This is a genomic window from Phenylobacterium sp. J367 (assembly GCF_024699985.1).
Taxonomy (GTDB): Bacteria; Pseudomonadota; Alphaproteobacteria; order Caulobacterales; family Caulobacteraceae; genus Phenylobacterium.
This window is the reverse complement of record NZ_JAJONA010000001.1, coordinates 3,559,876-3,576,918: the sequence shown is the minus strand read 5'-3', so window position 1 is coordinate 3,576,918 and position 17,043 is coordinate 3,559,876. Positions and strand designations below refer to the sequence as shown.

Here is a 17,043-nt window from a genome sequence, read left to right as displayed (position 1 = left end):
GATGGAACATCGACAATCACCGCCAAGTCGCCCTGCATCGCTCTCAGGGGGCCCTTTTGGGCCTGGGACCCCCGATAGGCGCGGGCGCCCCACCCAGGGGCTGCGAATGCTCCTCACAGGGCTGGTCATCGCCGTCTTAGGCGCTGGCCTGATCTTCCTCTTGGTAGGCGAGCACCGTCTGCACGTGCTGGGTTGGCTGCCTTTCCTGCTGCTGCTCCTTTGCCCGCTTCTTCATCTGGGCATGCATGGGGGACATGGCGGTCACGACGGCAGTCGCGACGGTGAAGATCAGGCGCCGAAAACCGGGGTCCAGACCCACCAGCACAGGTTATAGAAGAGGCCGCAATGTCCGATACGCCCGCATACGGCCTCTGGTCCTTGGTGATCCTGAATTCAGCGCTATTCATCTTCTTCGCATTGACCTTCTTTAAACCGCGGACGGCGCGCGATTGGCGCTCGTTTGGCGCGTTCAGCGCTTTCCTCGTGGCCTTGTTCACCGAGATGTACGGCTTTCCGCTGACCATCTACTTCCTGTCAGGTTGGCTGCAGAGCCGTTTCCCGAACGTCGACTGGTGGTCGCACGACGCCGGTCACCTCCTCGAGATGATGTTCGGCTGGAAGGCTAACCCCCATTTTGGTCCGTTCCACTTGCTGAGCTTCGCCTTTATTGGCGGGGGTTTCTGGGCGATCTCGGCGGCTTGGCCGGTGCTGTATCGCGCCCAGCGTGAAGGCAAGCTGGCGACGACCGGCTCGTACAGCCGGGTCCGACATCCGCAATACGTCGGCTTCGTCCTGGTGATGTTCGGCTTCCTGCTGCAATGGCCGACACTGCTCACGCTCGCGATGTTCCCGGTCCTGGTGGTGATGTACTGGCGCTTGGCCGTCAGCGAAGAGCGCGAGACCGCGGCCCGCTTCGGCGAAGCCTATGCCGCGTACAAGCGCGCCACGCCCGCTTTCATCCCGCGCCTGCGCCGGTCAGGCGACGCCCAGCGTTCTCCAGTTTGATCCGCACGTCCAGCGCCGCCACCGCAGGGGTATGCCATGCGCACAACGACCGTCGACGTATCTGGCTTCCGGACGCCTTTGGATCCGCTGGTGGTCGAGAAGCAGCTCGCGGGTCTGAAGGGCGTCAGACAGGTCACGGCCAACTTCGCCTCAGCCAGCGCCACCGTGACCTACGACGAGGCGCAGGTCAGCCCCGCCGAGCTTGAACAGGCGGTGCGGGACTGCGGCTTTCATTGCGCCGGGCAAGTCGTGCCGCGCCACGTCTGCGCCCCTGGACAAGACGCGTTAAGAGCCGAGGCGATCGACGAGCATGGCCCCCCCGGCGGCGGCCGCGGGCAGGGCCGCACCAAAGGCGGGACACGGCGAGCACGACGCTATGGCGGGCATGGGCCACGGGCCGAGCATGGATATGAAGTCCATGGCTCGCGATATGCGCAACCGCTTCGTGGTGGCGCTCGCCTTCACCATTCCCATCTTCTTTCTCGCCCCGATGGGCATGGACTTCCTGCGGGTAGAGCCGCCGTTTGGCTGGGATCTAGAACTGGTTCTGTTTGTACTCGCGAGCGGCGCAATTCTGTGGCCCGGTTGGCCCTTCTTCATCGCTGCGGCGCGAGCTCTGCGGCGCGGCGTGTTCAACATGGCCGTGCTCGTGCTGCTCAGCGTTGGGACGGGCTACCTCTTCAGCGTTGGCACGACCTTCTTCTTCGAGGCCGCGAACTTCTACGAGGCCTCGGCCCTGCTGCTCGTATTCATCCTGCTCGGACACTGGTTGGAGATGCGCGCGAGGGCTGGTGCGTCCGAGGCGATCCGGCGGCTGATGGATCTCGCCCCGCCGACCGCAAAGGTCATCCGCGACGGGGTCGAAGTAGAAATCTCAACCTCCGAGGTGGAGGTCGGCGACCTCGTGGCGGTCAGGCCCGGCGGCAAGATTCCGGTCGACGGCGTCATCGAAGAGGGCGCGTCGGAGATCGATGAGTCGATGCTCACCGGGGAATCTTTGCCGGTTTCCAAGAAGGTCCGCGATGCTGTCGTGGGCGGATCGATCAACAAGACCGGCGCCTTCCGCTACCGCGCCACCAAGGTGGGTTCCGACACCGCGCTCGCCCAGATCGTCAAGCTTGTCCAGGAGGCGCAAAATTCCAAGGCTCCAGCCCAGCTCTTGGCGGACAGGGCCTCGCAGTGGCTGGTGCTGGCGGCGATCGTCATTGGCCTGTTGACCTTCGCAATCTGGTTCTGGGTGATCGGCCAGACGCTGCTGTTCGCGCTGACGCTCACCATCACTGTCTTTGTCATCGCCTGCCCCGACGCGCTCGGCCTCGCCACCCCTATGGCCATCATGGTCGGCACCGGATTGGGCGCGGCCCATGGCATCCTGATCAAGGATGCCGCGGCGCTGGAGGACGCCGTGAAGCTCGATGTCATCATCTTCGACAAGACCGGCACGCTCACCATGGGCCAACCGAAGGTGGAGCAAGTGGTCCCTGGGCCAGGGTTCGACGAGGCGACGATCATCGCGATCGCCGCGGCCATCGAACAGGGTTCGAGCAGACCACATCGCCGTCGCGGTGCTTGAAAGAGCGCAGGGCCTCACATTGTCCCCGCTGACGGAGTTCGCTTCGTTCGAAGGCAAGGGTGTTCGCGCCCTCGTGGACGGACGGACTGTCTACTCGGGCAACCGCATGTTGATGGAGGAAAACAGTATCGATCTGGGTCCGCTCGCCGCGAAGTCCGCCGAATTGCAAGGCGCCGGCCGCACCGTGGCCCATATCGCCCGCGACGGTCGTGTGATCGGCCTCATCGCCATCGCCGATGCCCCGCGACCGACTGCACGCGAGACCATCGAGCGATTGCAGGCCCTGGGCGTCAAGGTGGCGATGATCACCGGCGACAACCTGGGTACGGCGCAGAGAATTGGTCGCGAGCTCGGGATCGATATCGTCCTGGCCGAAGTGCTGCCCGGCGACAAGGCCGCCAAAGTCAAAGAGCTGCAGGCGCAGGGCAACAAGGTCGGCATGGTGGGGGACGGGGTCAACGACGCCCCCGCCCTTACCCAGTCTGACGTCGGCTTCGCCATCGGCGCGGGCACGGACGTGGCGATCGAAAGCGCCAAGGTCGTCCTGATGCGCAGCGACACCCTCGATGTCGTCAAGGCTGTCGAGCTCTCCCGCGCGACCTTGCGCAAGATGCACCAGAACCTCTGGTGGGCCGTGGGCTACAATATTGTCGCCTTCCCCGCGGCCGCGGGCGTCTTCTACCCCATCACGCTCAGCCCCGAAGTCGCGGCCATCGCCATGTCTGGCAGCTCTGTGCTGGTCGCGGTCAACGCACTGCTGCTGAAGCGTCTACGCCTCGGCGAAGACGGGCCTCGGCATCAGCAAACACCCGCGGTCAACGTCACACAAAGGGCCGCTTAAAGTTGCGCTTGGCTGCGCCTCTCAGCTCGTCGCTTCCAGCCCTCCTGAAACGTCTGGCGTTGAATCGTAGCCTCTCGCCCCCAGGGGCACGATGCGACGGGCGCTTCTGCCTGCCCAAGATTGTTAGCGACAAAGGCGCCGAGCGACCTTCATGCCCTATCCGCTCGGCTACTGGTCTACCTCGCCTCGAGCTTCCCCGTCACCGCAGCGGCGTTCGGCGCTCCTAAGCTTTGTTTGGTGACTTCACCGAAACGGACCTCACCAGACAGCCTTGCGGACACGGCCATCAGCAACAAACGCTGACTTGACCCCTCCGTCCAGGCGTCCCTGCCTGGCGACGAACGCAGGGCAACTACGTCTCCGCTCATCTATATTCGTTCTGCGCAATCCTGAGGCATGCTTGAGCACTGTCTGCCCACTTCCTCATCACGCCAGCTCTCTAAACGTGTCAGAAACCACCATCACTATCATCTCAACCCGCACCGATGTTATCGGTGCAAGCGCCTAGTAGGAGAGACGGAAGAATGATGAAAAGGGTGTATATCTGGGGCTTGATCGCCGCAGCGGGTGCGCTTTCCGCGTGCGCGACAACGAATGAGCCATCGACCCCTGAGCAGCGAGCGGCTTGTGAAAAGATGCTAGAAATGGGCGAAGGGGCCACGCACAGCCATTCGTCGGATAAGACTGGGGCGGTGAACACCATGGGCATGAGCCATGCGCAGTGCCGCCAGCTGCTAGGCAAATAGTCTCTTGGCAACGGTCCACTGACCCTCGCTAGGGAGAGCGGCGCCGTCTCAATCCCTGGGCGGCGCCGCCGAGGGCGATAAACCTTTCGACGATCACCCGCGTATACGCGATAGCAGCGATGTCGCACGCCGGGGTCAGCGCCACGGTCTCGCCAGGGCGAGCTGTAGCGCTCACGCTGGCGGTTAGGACGCGGCCAGGTAGATGCCGCTGAGCGGCCTAAGGCCACGTTCGCGACGATGTCGGTGAGCGCTGGCGGATCCAGATGCTGTCTTTGGACCAAGCGGTGAACACGCAACAAGGACGCTCAGATCGGCCCGTGACGCTCGCTGTCGACCACGCACTCCACGCAAGCCGCGCTGCCACGCCGCTTCGAAGAGCCCTGCCCCGTTCTGCGCCAGGAGATCGCCGCTCGTAAAGGGTGGCCAGAACTGTAAGCCGAGCGTCCTGCGGGTGTTTGTGGCTGGTCAACCGAGCATCTCGGTGATCCGCAACTGTAACGCCGCCGACGCCTCGGTATGTCGTGAGCGTGAGGATCTGCTCGCGCCCCCTTTACCATTTGCCGTTCGCCGAGGGGCAGGCCCCTCTTGGCGCGTATCAGAAACAAGTTCCGACGGCGCGCGGTCGCAGCCGACGGCCTGAATTCTCGCGCTTGACCTTCCTATCATGGGAAGGTCCATCTGCGTTGGGCATCGTCCTTGAGGAGCTGCCAATGCCCGCACAAATCCTTCAGCCGCTGGAGATTCCCGTCCTGGGGATGACCTGTGCGAGCTGCGTCGGCCGCGTGGAGAAGGCGATCTCAGCCGTCCCTGGCGTCGTTCGCGCCTCGGTCAACCTCGCCGCCGAGCGCGCCCACGTGGAACTCACGCCCGACGGTCAAACCGAGGCCGTCGTCGAAGCGATCCGCAAGGCCGGCTACGAGCCGCTTGAACGAACCCTCGAGCTGAAGATCGAGGGCATGACCTGCGCTAGCTGCGTCGGGCGGGTGGAGCGGGCGCTTCGCGCCGCGCCGGGCGTGCTGCAAGCGCAGGTCAACCTGGCTACGGAGCGCGCCACAGTTGCCGTGCTCGAGGGCGCTGATATCGCCGCCCTCGTTTCCGCCGTCGAGAAGGCCGGCTACCACGCCGCCCCGATCGTCGAAGCCGGCCCGGACCTCTCCGATCGCGAACGCGAGACGCGCGCGGCGGAGATCCGGGGCTTGAAGCGCGCGGTGGGCCTCGCCGCCCTGGCGACGATCCCGCTGTTTCTGGTCGAGATGGGCCGCCACTTCGTGCCCGGCGCCCACCATCTTCTGGCGAGCACGATCGGCGAGCAGCCCTGGCGCTTGATCAGCTTCGCATTGGCCGCCTTCGTGCTGTTCGGTCCGGGCTTGCGCTTCTATCGCAAGGGCGTGCCGAACCTCGTTCGGCGCACGCCGGACATGAATTCCCTGGTGGTGCTCGGCGCGACGGCCGCGTTCGCTTATTCGACCGTCGCCACCTTCATGCCCGGGCTGCTGCCGGCCGGAGCCAACCACATCTATTTCGAAGCCGCCGCCGTGATCGTCACCCTGATCCTGGTCGGACGCCTGTTCGAGGCCCAGGCGAGGGGCCGCACGAGCGAGGCGATCAAGCGTCTGATGACGCTGCAGGCGAAGACCGCGCGCGTGGAGCGGGCGGGCGTCGTCCTCGAGGTTCCCGTCTCCGAGGTCCTGGTCGGCGACATCGTCGTGGTCCGGCCGGGCGAACGGGTGTCGGTGGACGGCGAGGTCCTGGACGGGGCCTCTTACGTCGATGAATCCATGATCACGGGCGAGCCGATCCCGGTCGAGAAAGGTCCGGGCGCCGCTGTGGTTGGCGGCACGGTCAACAAGACCGGGACTTTCCGCTTCCGCGCCACCAAGGTGGGCGCAGCCACCCTGCTCGCCCAGATCGTGCGGATGGTGGAGGCCGCCCAGGGCGCCAAGCTGCCGATCCAGGCTCTCGTCGACAAGGTCACCAGCTGGTTCGTGCCGGCTGTCATCGTCGGCGCTGTCCTGACCTTTGCCGCCTGGCTGGTCTTTGGCCCCAGCCCGGCGCTGAGCTTCGCGCTGGTCAACGCCGTGGCGGTGCTGATCATCGCCTGCCCGTGCGCCATGGGCCTGGCGACCCCCACTTCGATCATGGTCGGCACCGGCCGCGCCGCGGAGCTGGGCGTCCTTTTCCGCCGTGGCGAGGCCCTGCAGAGCCTGCGCGACGTCCAGGCGGTCGCCTTCGACAAGACAGGGACACTGACGCTCGGTCGGCCGGTCCTGACGGATGTCCGCGTCACGGATGGATTCGCGGAGTCCGATCTCCTGCGCCTGGTGGCGGCGGTCGAAAGCCGCTCGGAACATCCGATCGCCCAGGCGATCGTCGAGGCGGCCCAAGCCCGCGGCCTGCAGCTGCCCGAGACGTCCAGCTTCGAGGCCCTTCCCGGCTTCGGCGCTGAAGCGCTCGTCGATGGCCGGCGGATCCAGGTCGGCGCGGACCGCTTCATGGCGAAACTCGGCGTCTCGGTCGCCGCTTTCGCCGCCGACGCGGATCGCCTCTCGGGTGAGGCTAAGACGCCGATCTACGCGGCGGTCGACGGCGAGCTCGCCGCCATCCTCGCCGTGGCCGATCCGATCAAGGACACCACGGCCGAGGCCCTGGCGATGCTGCACGCAGCGGGTCTGAAGGTGGTGATGATCACCGGAGACAATCGGCGCACCGCGCAGGCAGTCGGCGCGGCGCTCGGCTTGGACGAGGTGGTTGCCGAGGTGCTGCCCGATGGCAAGGTCGCCGCCGTGAAGAACCTTCAGCAGCGCTATGGTCGCGTGGCCTTCGTCGGCGACGGGGTGAACGATGCCCCGGCCCTGGCGAGCGCCGACGTCGGGATCGCCATGGGGGCCGGAACAGACATCGCCATCGAGAGCGCCGACGTGGTGCTGATGCGCAGCGACCTGCGCGGCGTGACCACGGCGATCGCGCTCAGCCGTGCGGTGCTGCGGAACATCCGCCAGAACCTCGCCTGGGCGTTCGGGTACAACGTGGTGCTGATCCCCGTCGCCGCCGGCGCCCTTTACCCCGCCTTCGGCCTGCTGCTGTCCCCGATGGTGGCCGCTGGCGCCATGGCGCTGTCCAGCGTCAGCGTCCTGACGAACGCGCTTCGCCTGCGAGGCTTCCGCGACGCCGCCTTGCAAGGAGCACGGCCATGAACATCGGTCAGGCCTCGAAGGCCTCGGGCGTCACCACCAAGATGATCCGCTACTACGACGAGATCGGCCTGGTGCGCCCCGCGAGCCGGACCGACTCCAACTATCGCGAGTACGACGCCCGCCAGATCAACGAGCTTCGCTTCATCAAGCGCGCGCGTAGTCTCGGCTTCTCGATGGACGAGATCACGCAACTGCTGTCGCTGTGGCGGGATCGCGAGCGGCCGAGCCGCGAGGTCAAGGCGATCGCCGACCGACACGTCGCCGATCTCGACGCCCGGATCGCCGAAATGCAGGCCATGGCGGACACCCTGCGGCACCTGTCGCACTGCTGCGCCGGCGACGATCGTCCGGACTGCCCCATCCTTGCCGACCTGACGGCCGGGGCCGAGCCGACCACGCCGCTCGAGCGAGTGAAGGCAAGAGCGCGATAAGCTTAGCTGCGGCAGAGACAGGCGAACTGACAAAACTCGGAACTGCGAGCTTCAATACAGAGTTGACGGATCGCTCACCCGTTGTTGCGGGGAGAAACATTCCCATCGCTGTAATCTTGCGCAGGAACGGCCAATGTCACACAAACTATCCCATGGCTGGAGGGATGTTCCCATCCAGGAGCTGGCCAGTCAGTATCTCGCCCAAGACGGTCTAACATTCGATTTCGATGCCGGTCGCGAGCGCTACGACTATCAGGTCTCGATCGGGGATGAGGGGAACGACGCCCTCGTCGGACGCGGCGACCGCGATCACTTCTGGGGACTTGGCGGCAACGACCTGCTGAACGGGGACCGCGAAAACGACGTGCTCTATGGCGACTCCGGCGCCGACACCCTCAGCGGGGGCGACGGCGCTGACCGGCTCACGGGCGGCATGGACGGAGACCGGCTCTATGGCGGCAGGGACGCTGACGCCCTGATGGGCGGCATGGGCAACGACTACCTGGACGAGGGCGCGGGCCATGGCGACCTGGAGGGCGGGATGGGCGACGACACGCTGGTCGGCGGGCTCGGACCCGACGCCTTCGCGGTCGACCCCACCAGCGGCAACGATGTGATCCGCGACTTCACCGCGGGTCCCGGCATGTTCGACCACCTCGCGCTGCGGGACCTCCGGTGGGAAGACCTGAGTTTCGAAGACACCCCTGCGGGTGTGCGGGTCAGCTGGCAGGGCGGCTCCGTGCTGCTGGAGGGCGTGCGTCAGGCGGATCTCGCGCAGGACGACTTCATGTTCGCGGAGGAGCCGGACCTTCCGCCCGCCTCGCGGCCGGCGACGGCGCCCACTCCCGAGCGGCCCACACCCAGCGTTGAAGGCCCGGACCCCAGGCACGGCGACCTGCCAGGCGAGCGTTTCGACCAAGCCGCCGACGCCGCGATGCGGGATGGTGATGTCGCGCTCACCTTTACGGGCGACGAAACCTACCAGGTGCTCGTCGGCGAGCGGGAAGCCGATCAGCTGACCGGCGGGGAAAGCGTCGACAACATCTTCGGTCGGGATGGCGCCGACACTCTGCTCGGCGCTGGCGGTGACGATGTGCTGCAAGGTGATGCGGGCGACGACCGATTGGAAGGCGGCGACGGCATGGATCGCCTCGACGGCGGCATGGGCGCGGACACACTGACCGGCGGCGCCATGGTCGACGACATCATGGGCATGGAGGGCGCGGACTCGATCGACGCCGGCGCCGGCCACGACATGATCGAAGGCGGCATGGGCAACGATACCATCACCGGCGGCACGGGGGCCGACGCCTTTATCGTCGATCCTCACAGCGGTTTCGACGTCATCACCGATATGGAAGTCCGCGGTGAGGCGCAGGGCGCGTTCGACCACCTCGCGCTGCGCGATATCCGGCCGGATCAGGTGTCCGTCGTGGATCGCGCGGAAGGGGCGTTCGTGTCCTGGAACACAGACCGCGACGCCGATCCCGAGGGCGGGGTCCTGCTGCAGGGGGGTGTTCAAGGCGGACCTGCGGCAGAGCGACTTCATGTTCGTGGAGGAGCCCGGCTTCGTACCTGGGATCAGCACCGCAGGGTCGGATTGGATCTTCCCGGGCTGAGGCTGCGCCCGAGGAGGAGGGGTCGGCCGGCGCCGCGGATGCGGGTGCAGCGAAGGAGGCTGAATGACCACGCGCTCGCCGTTGCGGGTCCTGGGCCGGCCTGCTGGGCGCCGCGTTGATCTGGGCCGGCCCCAGCGCGGCCCACGAAGGCCACGCTCCAAAGCCTGGGCCGTCGCCGACAGCGGCGGCGGTCGGCCCGCACGGCGGCATGGAAGTGGCGACGCCGGAGGGGCAGATGTCGGCGGACGGCCGGCCGCCCGCCGACGACGCCGCGCCAACGACCTTCGGCGGCCGGCTGGTGAACTGGCTCGGCCGCTGGCACCCGAGCGTCGTCCATTTCCCGATCGCCCTGTTTATTGTCGTTGCCGTGCTCGAGGCGCGCGCCCTGCTGCTTCGCCGCGAACGGGTCGAAGAGGCCACACGACTCATGATCGCCCTGAGTGCGCTGTCGGCCCTGGCGGCTATCGTCCTCGGCTGGATGGCGATGGGTTGGACCTACGGTCGCTACGACCGCCTGCACACGGCCCACCAGACGCTGGGCACCTCCATTGCGCCGCTTGCGTTGGGCGTCTGGTGGGCGCACGAGCGATGGCTCAGCGCCCGACGGCCTGGCGCGGGCGTCGTCTACGCCGTCCTGCTCGCCGCAACGGTCGCCGCAATCGGGATCAACGGGTTCATCGGCGGAGCCCTGGTGCGGGGGCTCGACCATCTGAACTTCTGAGCTGGGGAAGCGGCAAGGCCGCCTTCTATCCACCCGTCGCGCTTGGCTTATCATCTGCATAACCTCGGCGCATAATGGCGGTCTATTGCGCATTTGAAGTCCTTCTCCCTGCGTGTTCGGCTCTGGCCAAGGCTTGCGGGTTTCCGCGGCCGCGACCGCAGCAGCGGCGCGAACACAAAGATGGGGGAAGGCATGGGATATCGGCGCTCGGCCGCTCGCGCGGCGCTTCTGGCTTCGGTCTCCGCTTTGGGAGGCGGCCTCACGCTCGGCCTGGCGACGGCCGCATCCGCGCAGGACGCTGCGGCCGGGCAGGTGGACGAGGTGGTCGTCACCGGCACCCGGCGCGCCGGTGTCACCCTGACCGAGTCCTCGACGCCTGTCGACGTGGTGTCGGGCGAGACGCTGCAGCGGCAGGGCGCCTCGGATCTCAACGACGCCCTGAAGACCACCGTCGTCTCGCTGAATGTTCAGAAGTTCGTGGCGCAGGACGCCTCGGCCTTCGTCCGTCCCTTCAGCCTCCGGGGGCTGCCGCCGGACCAGACCCTGGTGCTGGTGAACGGCAAGCGGCGACACCGCTCGGCCGTGGTGCAGATCACCAACCAGCCGCTCGCCGCCGGCGCGCAGGGACCCGACCTTTCGGCCATCCCGGCCATCGCCGTCGACCGCATCGAGGTGCTTCGCGACGGCGCGGCGGCCCAATACGGTTCCGACGCCATCGCCGGGGTGATCAACTTCCAACTGAAGCGGGCCCGCGAGGGCGTCACCGCCATCGCCCGGTATGGCCAGTTCTACGAGGGCGACGGCGAGGACTACAATCTGCAGCTCAACGTCGGACTGCGCCTCGGCGAAGAAGGCTTCTTCAACGTTAGCGGCGAGCTCTCGAGCTCGGCCAAGACGTCACGCGGGCTCCAGCGGCCCGACGCCCAAGCCCTGATCAACGCCGGCAACACGGCGGTGCCCGATCCTGCTCAGCGCTGGGGCGCGCCCAGCGTCGACGCCGCGCGGTTGTTCTTCAACGCTGAACTCCCCCGCGACGGCGACGGCGACAGCCTACGCCTTCGGCAACTTCGGACAGGCCTCCGCCGAGTCCGACTTCTTCTACCGCCCGCTGAATCGCGCCGACGTGTTCGCCAGCGTGCCGCTGACCAACCAGCCCGGCGGCCCCCGCTTCAGCTTCACGAGCCGCTTCCCAGGCGGCTTTGCGCCGGTCTTTCGCAGCAACATGCTCGACATGGGTCTGACGGGGGGTGTGAAAGGGGAGGCCTTCGGGGGACTGCGCTACGACTTCAGCGCCGGCCTCGCGCAGAACGAGATCGAGTTCAAACTCGACAATACGGTCAACCCGTCCCTGGGGCCGGACTCCCCGCCTCGTTCCGCGCCGGCGAACTGCAGCAGCGGGAGGCGCGGCTCAACGCCGACTTCGTCTATCCTGTGGACACCGGGATGTTCGCCGAGCCGCTGAACGTGGCGTTCGGAGCCGAGTACCGTCGCGAGACCTTCGAGATCAAAGCAGGCGAGCCCGCCTCTTACCAGGCCGGGCGGTTCGCCAGCCTCGCCGATCCGGACACCGGCCGGATCATCGGTCTTGCGGTGGGCTCCAGCGGCTTCCCAGGCTACACGCCGGCCTCTGCGGGCGCCTTCTCGCGCAGCAACTGGGCGGCCTACCTCGACTTGGAGACCGAAGTGGTCGACAGGCTCACCGTGGGGGCCGCCGCCCGCTACGAGGACTTTTCGGACTTCGGCTCCACCTTCAACTGGAAGCTGACCGCCCGCTACGAGCTCTTCGACGGCCTCGCCCTGCGGGGATCGGTCAACACCGGCTTCCGCGCGCCGACCCCCGGGCAGTCCAACATCTCCGATGTGGCCACCAACATCGACCCGCTCACCGGCGGGTTGCTGCTGATCGCCACGCGTCCACCCACCGATCCCATCGCCCAGTACTACGGGGCGAAGCCGCTCAAGGAGGAGGAGTCGAAGAACTTCGCCTTCGGCGCCGTGCTCGACGTAGCCGGCTGGGTGCTGACCGCCGACTACTTCAACATCGAGGTGAAGGACCGCATCGCGCTCACCTCACGCATCCCGATCACGGCGGCCGACCGGGCCGCGCTCGCCGCCCGCGGCACGCCGGCCGGGGACCTGCAGAGCGTTCGCTTTTTCGGCAACTTCTTCGACACCGAGACCGAGGGCGTCGATGTGGTGCTCTCCAGGTCCTGGCCCCTCGACATCGGGAAGATCGGTCTCACCGCGGCGGCCAACTACACCCGCAGCAAGGTGACGAACCTGCGCGACGCCCGGGCCGTGGACCGCGAACGCCGGATCGAGATCGGCCGGTTCAACCCCCGCTGGCGGGGCAATGTCACCGGCACCTGGGAGAGCGGCCGCTGGAACGTGCTGCTGCGGGCCAACTACTACGGCGAGTGGGTCGATGCGGTGCCCAACGCCACGCCGACCGCGTTGTCCTTCGACCAGGACTTCGGCGCGGAGTGGCTGGTGGACGCCGAAGTCAGCTACCAGGCGACGGAGACCTTCTCCATCGCCGTGGGGGCGGACAACCTGCTGGACGCCTATCCCGACAAGGACCGGCGCCAGGCGCAGATCAACAACGGCATCGTCTATCCGCAGTTCTCGCCCTTCGGCTTCAACGGCGGATTCTGGTACGTGCGCCTGACCGGCAAGTTCTGACCGGCGCCCGCCCCCCTCCGACTCACGAGAGGGGCCGCCCCCCGGCGCGCCCAAAGGCTCCGCATGACCTCCGCTTCCTTCGATGATCGCCTGAACGCCCTCGGGATCGCGCTGCCCCCAGCCGGCGCGCCGGTCGCCAACTATGTCCCCGTGGTGCTGCATGACGGGCTCGCCACGGTGTCGGGACAGTTGCCCCGCGACGGCCGAGGGCTCGTCACAGGCAAGGTCGGCGAGGACCTCAGCGCAGAGGCGGCGCGCGCCGCGGCGCGGCTGTGCGGACTTTCGGTGATCGCCCAGCTCCGGGCCGCCCTGGGCGGCCGCCTCGACCGGGTGGTCCGCTGCGTCCAGCTGACCGGCTTTGTGAACGCCGGACCAGCCTTCACCGATCATCCGCAGGTGGTGAACGGCGCCTCGGACCTGATGGTCGAGGTGTTCGGCGAGGCGGGCCGGCATGCCCGCGCCGCCGTGGGCGCCGGCAGCCTGCCGCTCGGAGCGGCGGTCGAGGTTGCGGCCGTCTTCGCCGTGCGGCCCTAGACGGGCGAGAACCGGTCGAAGCGGCTCTCGCACGCCTCGGCGAGCGCGTCGCGATCGGCCTCCAGGAACCCCACCAGTTCGTCCACCAATCGCGAGCGGGCCCGATGCGGCGGCAGAATCATCAGCGAGCGGAAGGCGATCGCCGGCTCGAACGGCCGCGCCGCCAGTCCGAGCGGTTCGAAGCGGTCGGACACATAGGTGAGCGAGTTCGTCAGGCCGACGCCCACGCCCTCCATAGCCAGTTGGCAGACCGTGGCGGCGAACTGGGTCTCCACCACGAACTTCGGGCTGGCGTCCGCCGACGCCAGCGCGGCGTTGAACTGGATGCGGGCAGTGTCGTCCGGCGCCAGGGAGATGACCCGCTCGCCGTGCAGCATTCCCGGGCGGATCACCGGCTCGCCGATCAGCCGGTGGCCCGGCGGCATGACGCAGATTCCGCGCGTCTCGATGAATGGCTTCACCATCAGGTTGGAGCGGTCGATCTCCTCGGCGCACAGACCGATGTCGTAGGAGCCGCTGGCCACCAGATTGCGGACCGTCACCGAGTTGCCGATCTCGAAGCGGATGGAGACATCCGGCCGATGCTCGGCGAACCGCTTCAGCACCTTCGGCACGAAGGACAGCCCAAGGGCCGCCGAGCTCGCGATCCGCACCGACCCGGTGCCCACCGCCCGAATGCGCGCCACGGACTGCCGCAGCCGGTCGAGGCCGACGAAGGTGTCGAGGACCTCCTGGTAGAGCAGGTGCGCTTCCGGGGTGGGCGTCAGCCGCGGGCCCGTGCGCTCGAACAGCTTCAGCTTCGTGGTGTCCTCCAGCCGCTTGAGCGAGCGGCTGATGGCCGGCTGCGACACCCGCAGCAACTCGGCGGCTGCGGTCGTGGAGCCGGTCTTCATCACGGCGCTGAAGGCTTCGATGAGCGTCAGGTTCATGCGGGCATCATAACCGCAACGCATGAATCGGCCGCAACTATGAATTTGAACGGGTTCCAAGGCCGGGCTACGCCTGGCCTCCAAGGGAGTAGAGCATGCGTGACCCCACACTCTGCGTGACGCCAGGCGATGGCCTGGGAGGTCCGTTCGAGAGCCTTGCGGTGCCCGTACACCGGGCCTCGACCGTGGTCTTCCCCACCGTGGCCGCCTACCAGGGCCGTCGGGACGAGATCTACGACGGCTTCTCCTACGGGCTCTACGGCACCCCCCACGTCGCGCGAACTTGAGACGCGGCTGGCGCGCCTGGAAGGCGCGGCCCGGACGCTCGCCCTCCCTTCCGGTTTCGCGGCCATCGCGATGACCACCCTGGCGGCCGTGAGCCCAGGAGAAGAGGTACTGTTTCCCGACACCACCTACGACACCGTGCGACCGTTCGCCGAACGATTCCTCGCCGGCCTGGGCATCGCCTCCCGCTACTATGATCCGATGATCGGCGCAGGCCTGGCGGAGGTGCTCGACGAGCGGACCCGCCTGGTCTGGGTGGAGTCGCCCGGCTCCATGACCATGGAGGTGCAGGACGTGCCCGCCATCGCCGCAGCCGCCCACGCGCGCGGGGCGATGGTGGCGGCCGACAACACGTGGGCGACGCCGCTGCGGTTCAAGGCCCTGGCGCACGGCGTCGACTTCTCGGTCTGCGCCCTGTCGAAGTACGTGGCCGGCCATTCCGACGTGATGATGGGCTCGGTTTCGGTGGCCGACGTCGCGCTTTACCGCAAGCTCAAGGACTACAGCCGCTTCCTTGGGCTGGGGGTCTCGGCCGACGAAAGCAGCCTGGTGCTCCGCGGCCTCGAGACGCTGGCGATCCGCATGGACCGCGCCGAACAGTCCGCGCGGCGGCTGGTCGATTGGGTCGTCGCCCAGCCGGGCGTTGCCGAGGTCCGCTTCCCGCAGCTCGCGACCTCTCCGGGACACGCCCTGTGGCGGCGCGACTTCACCGGCGGCGCCGGCCTGTTCTCCGTGTTCCTCGAGGAATGGACCCGCCCGGCAGTGGCCGAAGCCGTGGAGTCGCTGCAGCTGTTCGCCATCGGCGCCAGCTGGGGCGGCACCCGCAGCCTGGCGGCGGTGCTTGACCGGCCGCCGCTGCGCACCGTCGCGCCGCCGGCCCACACCGGCCCTGTGGTCCGTTTCAGCATCGGCCTCGAGGATCCCGAGGATCTCCTGCGGGACCTCACCCAGGCCTTCGCCCGCCTTACGGTTCCGGGCCAGGGCGGCGGCGCCCAGCGGCGCGCCTAGGCCATGCAACCCAGTTCGGTCCAAACGCCCGAGACCCGACGGAACACCCGCAGACTGGGGCGCGCCGTCCTAAGCCTCGCCGGCGTCATGGTCGCCGCGGCCTGCGCCCCCGGCGCCTCCCAGGAGGAACGGGGGGCGATCGCGCGCATGAAGGGCCGCGACTATGTCACCTGCGGTGCCAGCCAGGGGATCACCGGCCTCTCACGTCCCGACGAGCGGGGCGTCTGGCGCGGATTCGACGTGGACGTCTGCCGCGCCTTCGCCACGGCATTGCTGGGCGACGCGCAGAAGATCCGCTTCATTCCGCTCAACGCCGCCCAGCGGCTGCCCGCCCTGCAGACCGGCGAGATCGACGTGCTCTCCCGCACCACCACCATGACCTTCACGCGGGATATGGCGGTGCGTTTCGTCACGGTCACCCAGTTCGACACCGACGTGCTGATCTTCCGCAAGCGTCTGGGGGCCGCTTCGCCCACGGACCTGAACGGCCGCACCGTCTGCCTGCAGAGCGGCGGGAGCTCGGCGGACAACACGCTCACACGGGTGGAGGCGGAGGCGAAGATCCGCTTCGAGCGCGTCTACTTCGACTCCACGATCACGGCCCGGGACGCCTACTTCTCGGGACGCTGCGACGTCTATGTCACCGACGGCTTCCTGGGCGCCAGCCAGGTGGCCACCGTGGCGCGCAAGCCTGACGACCACGCCCTCCTCTACCTGGACCACCTGCTGCCCCAGGGCGTCGCCATCGCCCGCGGCGACGATCGCTGGTTCGACGTGGTCCGCTGGACGGTCAATCTGCTGATCTGGGCCGAGCAGAATGGCGTGACCCAGGCCAATGTCGACGAGCTGCGGCGCAGCGGACCCGCCGATGTCCGACGCGTGCTGGGGGCCGACCCGGCTTTCGGGCGCGCCATCGGCCTCGAGCCAGACTGGGCGTACAAGGTGATCAAGCAAGTGGGGAACTACGGGGAGATCTGGGAGCGCAACCTCGGCGCCGGCACCCGCATCAAGGCCGACCGCCGGCTCAACCGGCCCTACAAGGACGGCGGCCTGCTGTTCCCCTACCCCTGGGACGTGTGAGCGGATGGCGGGCCAGCCCTCCTTGTCGCCGCGTCCGCGCCGCGTCCCCGCCCCCCGGGGCCGTGCTGGCGCAGGCGGGCGCGGTCGCCCTGGTGGCGGCCGCGCTCCTGCTGGTCGCCGTCAGCACGGCGGCCAAAGCCCAGGGGGCTGCCGCTCGGCTTCGAGTTCTTGGGCGACCGCGCCGGCTTCAAGATCGCCGACACGGTTCTGCCCTTCGGTCCGGAGGACAGCTACCTGCAGGCGATCGGCGTCGCCGTGGCCAACACGGTGTTCCTGTCCGCCTTGGTCTGCGTCGCCGCCACATTCGTCGGAACCGCCCTGGGCATCGCCCGCCTGAGCGCCAACCCCCTCGTCGCGGGTCTGGCGGCGGTTTGGGTCGAGGCCATGCGCAACAC

Annotated in this window: 14 protein-coding genes and 1 pseudogene; 14 read left to right on the top strand and 1 reads right to left on the bottom strand. The window is 67.8% G+C overall.

Annotation, left to right across the window (positions count from 1 at the left end; translation table 11 throughout):
- Position 1 precedes the first annotated feature (1 nt).
- The 11 genes and pseudogenes from LRS04_RS19085 to LRS04_RS19035 all read left to right on the top strand — a co-directional run bounded on the left by LRS04_RS19085 (position 2) and on the right by LRS04_RS19035 (position 13,346).
- A complete protein-coding gene (locus LRS04_RS19085; protein WP_374576606.1) occupies positions 2 to 334 on the top strand; it encodes a DUF2933 domain-containing protein in 333 nt (110 codons plus the stop codon).
- Between the two features lie 11 nt (positions 335 to 345).
- Entirely contained in the window at positions 346 to 1,005 is a 660-nt protein-coding gene (locus LRS04_RS19080; RefSeq protein WP_257817682.1) for an isoprenylcysteine carboxylmethyltransferase family protein, read from the top strand.
- 36 nt (positions 1,006 to 1,041) lie between these two features.
- A pseudogene (locus LRS04_RS19075) lies at positions 1,042 to 1,179 on the top strand (hypothetical protein); the annotation flags it as partial.
- 229 nt (positions 1,180 to 1,408) lie between these two features.
- A complete protein-coding gene (locus tag LRS04_RS19070) occupies positions 1,409 to 2,578 on the top strand; it encodes an HAD-IC family P-type ATPase (protein ID WP_257817681.1) in 1,170 nt (389 codons plus the stop codon).
- A gap of 19 nt (positions 2,579 to 2,597) precedes the next feature.
- On the top strand, positions 2,598 to 3,419 hold the full coding sequence (locus tag LRS04_RS19065) for an HAD-IC family P-type ATPase (RefSeq protein WP_257817680.1): 822 nt from the start codon (positions 2,598 to 2,600) through the stop codon (positions 3,417 to 3,419).
- 1,456 nt (positions 3,420 to 4,875) lie between these two features.
- Positions 4,876 to 7,359 (top strand): heavy metal translocating P-type ATPase, encoded by a 2,484-nt coding sequence (locus LRS04_RS19060; protein WP_257817679.1) that lies wholly within the window; start codon positions 4,876 to 4,878, stop codon positions 7,357 to 7,359.
- Complete coding sequence (gene cueR, locus LRS04_RS19055) at positions 7,356 to 7,790, top strand: Cu(I)-responsive transcriptional regulator (RefSeq protein ID WP_257817678.1); 435 nt, start codon at positions 7,356 to 7,358, stop codon at positions 7,788 to 7,790. Before LRS04_RS19060 ends, cueR begins: the two co-directional genes overlap by 4 nt.
- A 133-nt stretch (positions 7,791 to 7,923) precedes the next feature.
- Positions 7,924 to 9,528, top strand: coding sequence for a calcium-binding protein (locus LRS04_RS19050; RefSeq protein WP_257817677.1), 1,605 nt, complete (start codon positions 7,924 to 7,926; stop codon positions 9,526 to 9,528).
- Positions 9,529 to 9,617: 89 nt separating this feature from the next.
- Entirely contained in the window at positions 9,618 to 10,130 is a 513-nt protein-coding gene (locus tag LRS04_RS19045; protein WP_257817676.1) for a DUF2231 domain-containing protein, read from the top strand.
- 312 nt (positions 10,131 to 10,442) lie between these two features.
- Positions 10,443 to 12,812, top strand: coding sequence for a TonB-dependent siderophore receptor (locus LRS04_RS19040; RefSeq protein WP_257817675.1), 2,370 nt, complete (start codon positions 10,443 to 10,445; stop codon positions 12,810 to 12,812).
- Positions 12,813 to 12,875: 63 nt separating this feature from the next.
- On the top strand, positions 12,876 to 13,346 hold the full coding sequence (locus tag LRS04_RS19035; RefSeq protein WP_257817674.1) for a RidA family protein: 471 nt from the start codon (positions 12,876 to 12,878) through the stop codon (positions 13,344 to 13,346).
- On the opposite strand, the gene LRS04_RS19030 is transcribed toward LRS04_RS19035, so the two are convergent.
- Positions 13,343 to 14,275: a LysR substrate-binding domain-containing protein gene (locus LRS04_RS19030; protein WP_257817673.1), complete on the bottom strand. Its 933-nt coding sequence runs from the start codon at positions 14,273 to 14,275 to the stop codon at positions 13,343 to 13,345. The genes LRS04_RS19035 and LRS04_RS19030 overlap by 4 nt on opposite strands.
- Before the next feature lie 95 nt (positions 14,276 to 14,370).
- Between LRS04_RS19030 and LRS04_RS19025 the strand changes: the two genes are divergently transcribed.
- The 3 genes from LRS04_RS19025 (at position 14,371) to LRS04_RS19015 (ending at position 16,648) form a co-directional block, all read left to right on the top strand.
- A complete protein-coding gene (locus tag LRS04_RS19025) occupies positions 14,371 to 14,562 on the top strand; it encodes a hypothetical protein (protein WP_257819271.1) in 192 nt (63 codons plus the stop codon).
- Between the two features lie 7 nt (positions 14,563 to 14,569).
- The gene (locus LRS04_RS19020) at positions 14,570 to 15,568 is read left to right on the top strand and encodes a PLP-dependent aspartate aminotransferase family protein (RefSeq protein WP_257819191.1); all 999 of its coding nucleotides are present in this window, start codon (positions 14,570 to 14,572) and stop codon (positions 15,566 to 15,568) included.
- 147 nt (positions 15,569 to 15,715) lie between these two features.
- A complete protein-coding gene (locus LRS04_RS19015) occupies positions 15,716 to 16,648 on the top strand; it encodes a transporter substrate-binding domain-containing protein (RefSeq protein WP_257817672.1) in 933 nt (310 codons plus the stop codon).
- The last annotated feature ends 395 nt before the right edge of the window (positions 16,649 to 17,043 follow it).

Coding starts and splice junctions, on each gene's coding strand:
- LRS04_RS19085 (WP_374576606.1), top strand. CDS start 2: ATGGAACATCGACAATCACCGCCAAGTCGCCCTGCATCGCTCTCAGGG.
- LRS04_RS19080 (WP_257817682.1), top strand. CDS start 346: ATGTCCGATACGCCCGCATACGGCCTCTGGTCCTTGGTGATCCTGAAT.
- LRS04_RS19070 (WP_257817681.1), top strand. CDS start 1,409: ATGGATATGAAGTCCATGGCTCGCGATATGCGCAACCGCTTCGTGGTG.
- LRS04_RS19060 (WP_257817679.1), top strand. CDS start 4,876: ATGCCCGCACAAATCCTTCAGCCGCTGGAGATTCCCGTCCTGGGGATG.
- cueR (WP_257817678.1), top strand. CDS start 7,356: ATGAACATCGGTCAGGCCTCGAAGGCCTCGGGCGTCACCACCAAGATG.
- LRS04_RS19050 (WP_257817677.1), top strand. CDS start 7,924: ATGTCACACAAACTATCCCATGGCTGGAGGGATGTTCCCATCCAGGAG.
- LRS04_RS19045 (WP_257817676.1), top strand. CDS start 9,618: ATGGAAGTGGCGACGCCGGAGGGGCAGATGTCGGCGGACGGCCGGCCG.
- LRS04_RS19035 (WP_257817674.1), top strand. CDS start 12,876: ATGACCTCCGCTTCCTTCGATGATCGCCTGAACGCCCTCGGGATCGCG.
- LRS04_RS19030 (WP_257817673.1), bottom strand. CDS start 14,275: ATGAACCTGACGCTCATCGAAGCCTTCAGCGCCGTGATGAAGACCGGC.
- LRS04_RS19025 (WP_257819271.1), top strand. CDS start 14,371: ATGCGTGACCCCACACTCTGCGTGACGCCAGGCGATGGCCTGGGAGGT.
- LRS04_RS19015 (WP_257817672.1), top strand. CDS start 15,716: ATGAAGGGCCGCGACTATGTCACCTGCGGTGCCAGCCAGGGGATCACC.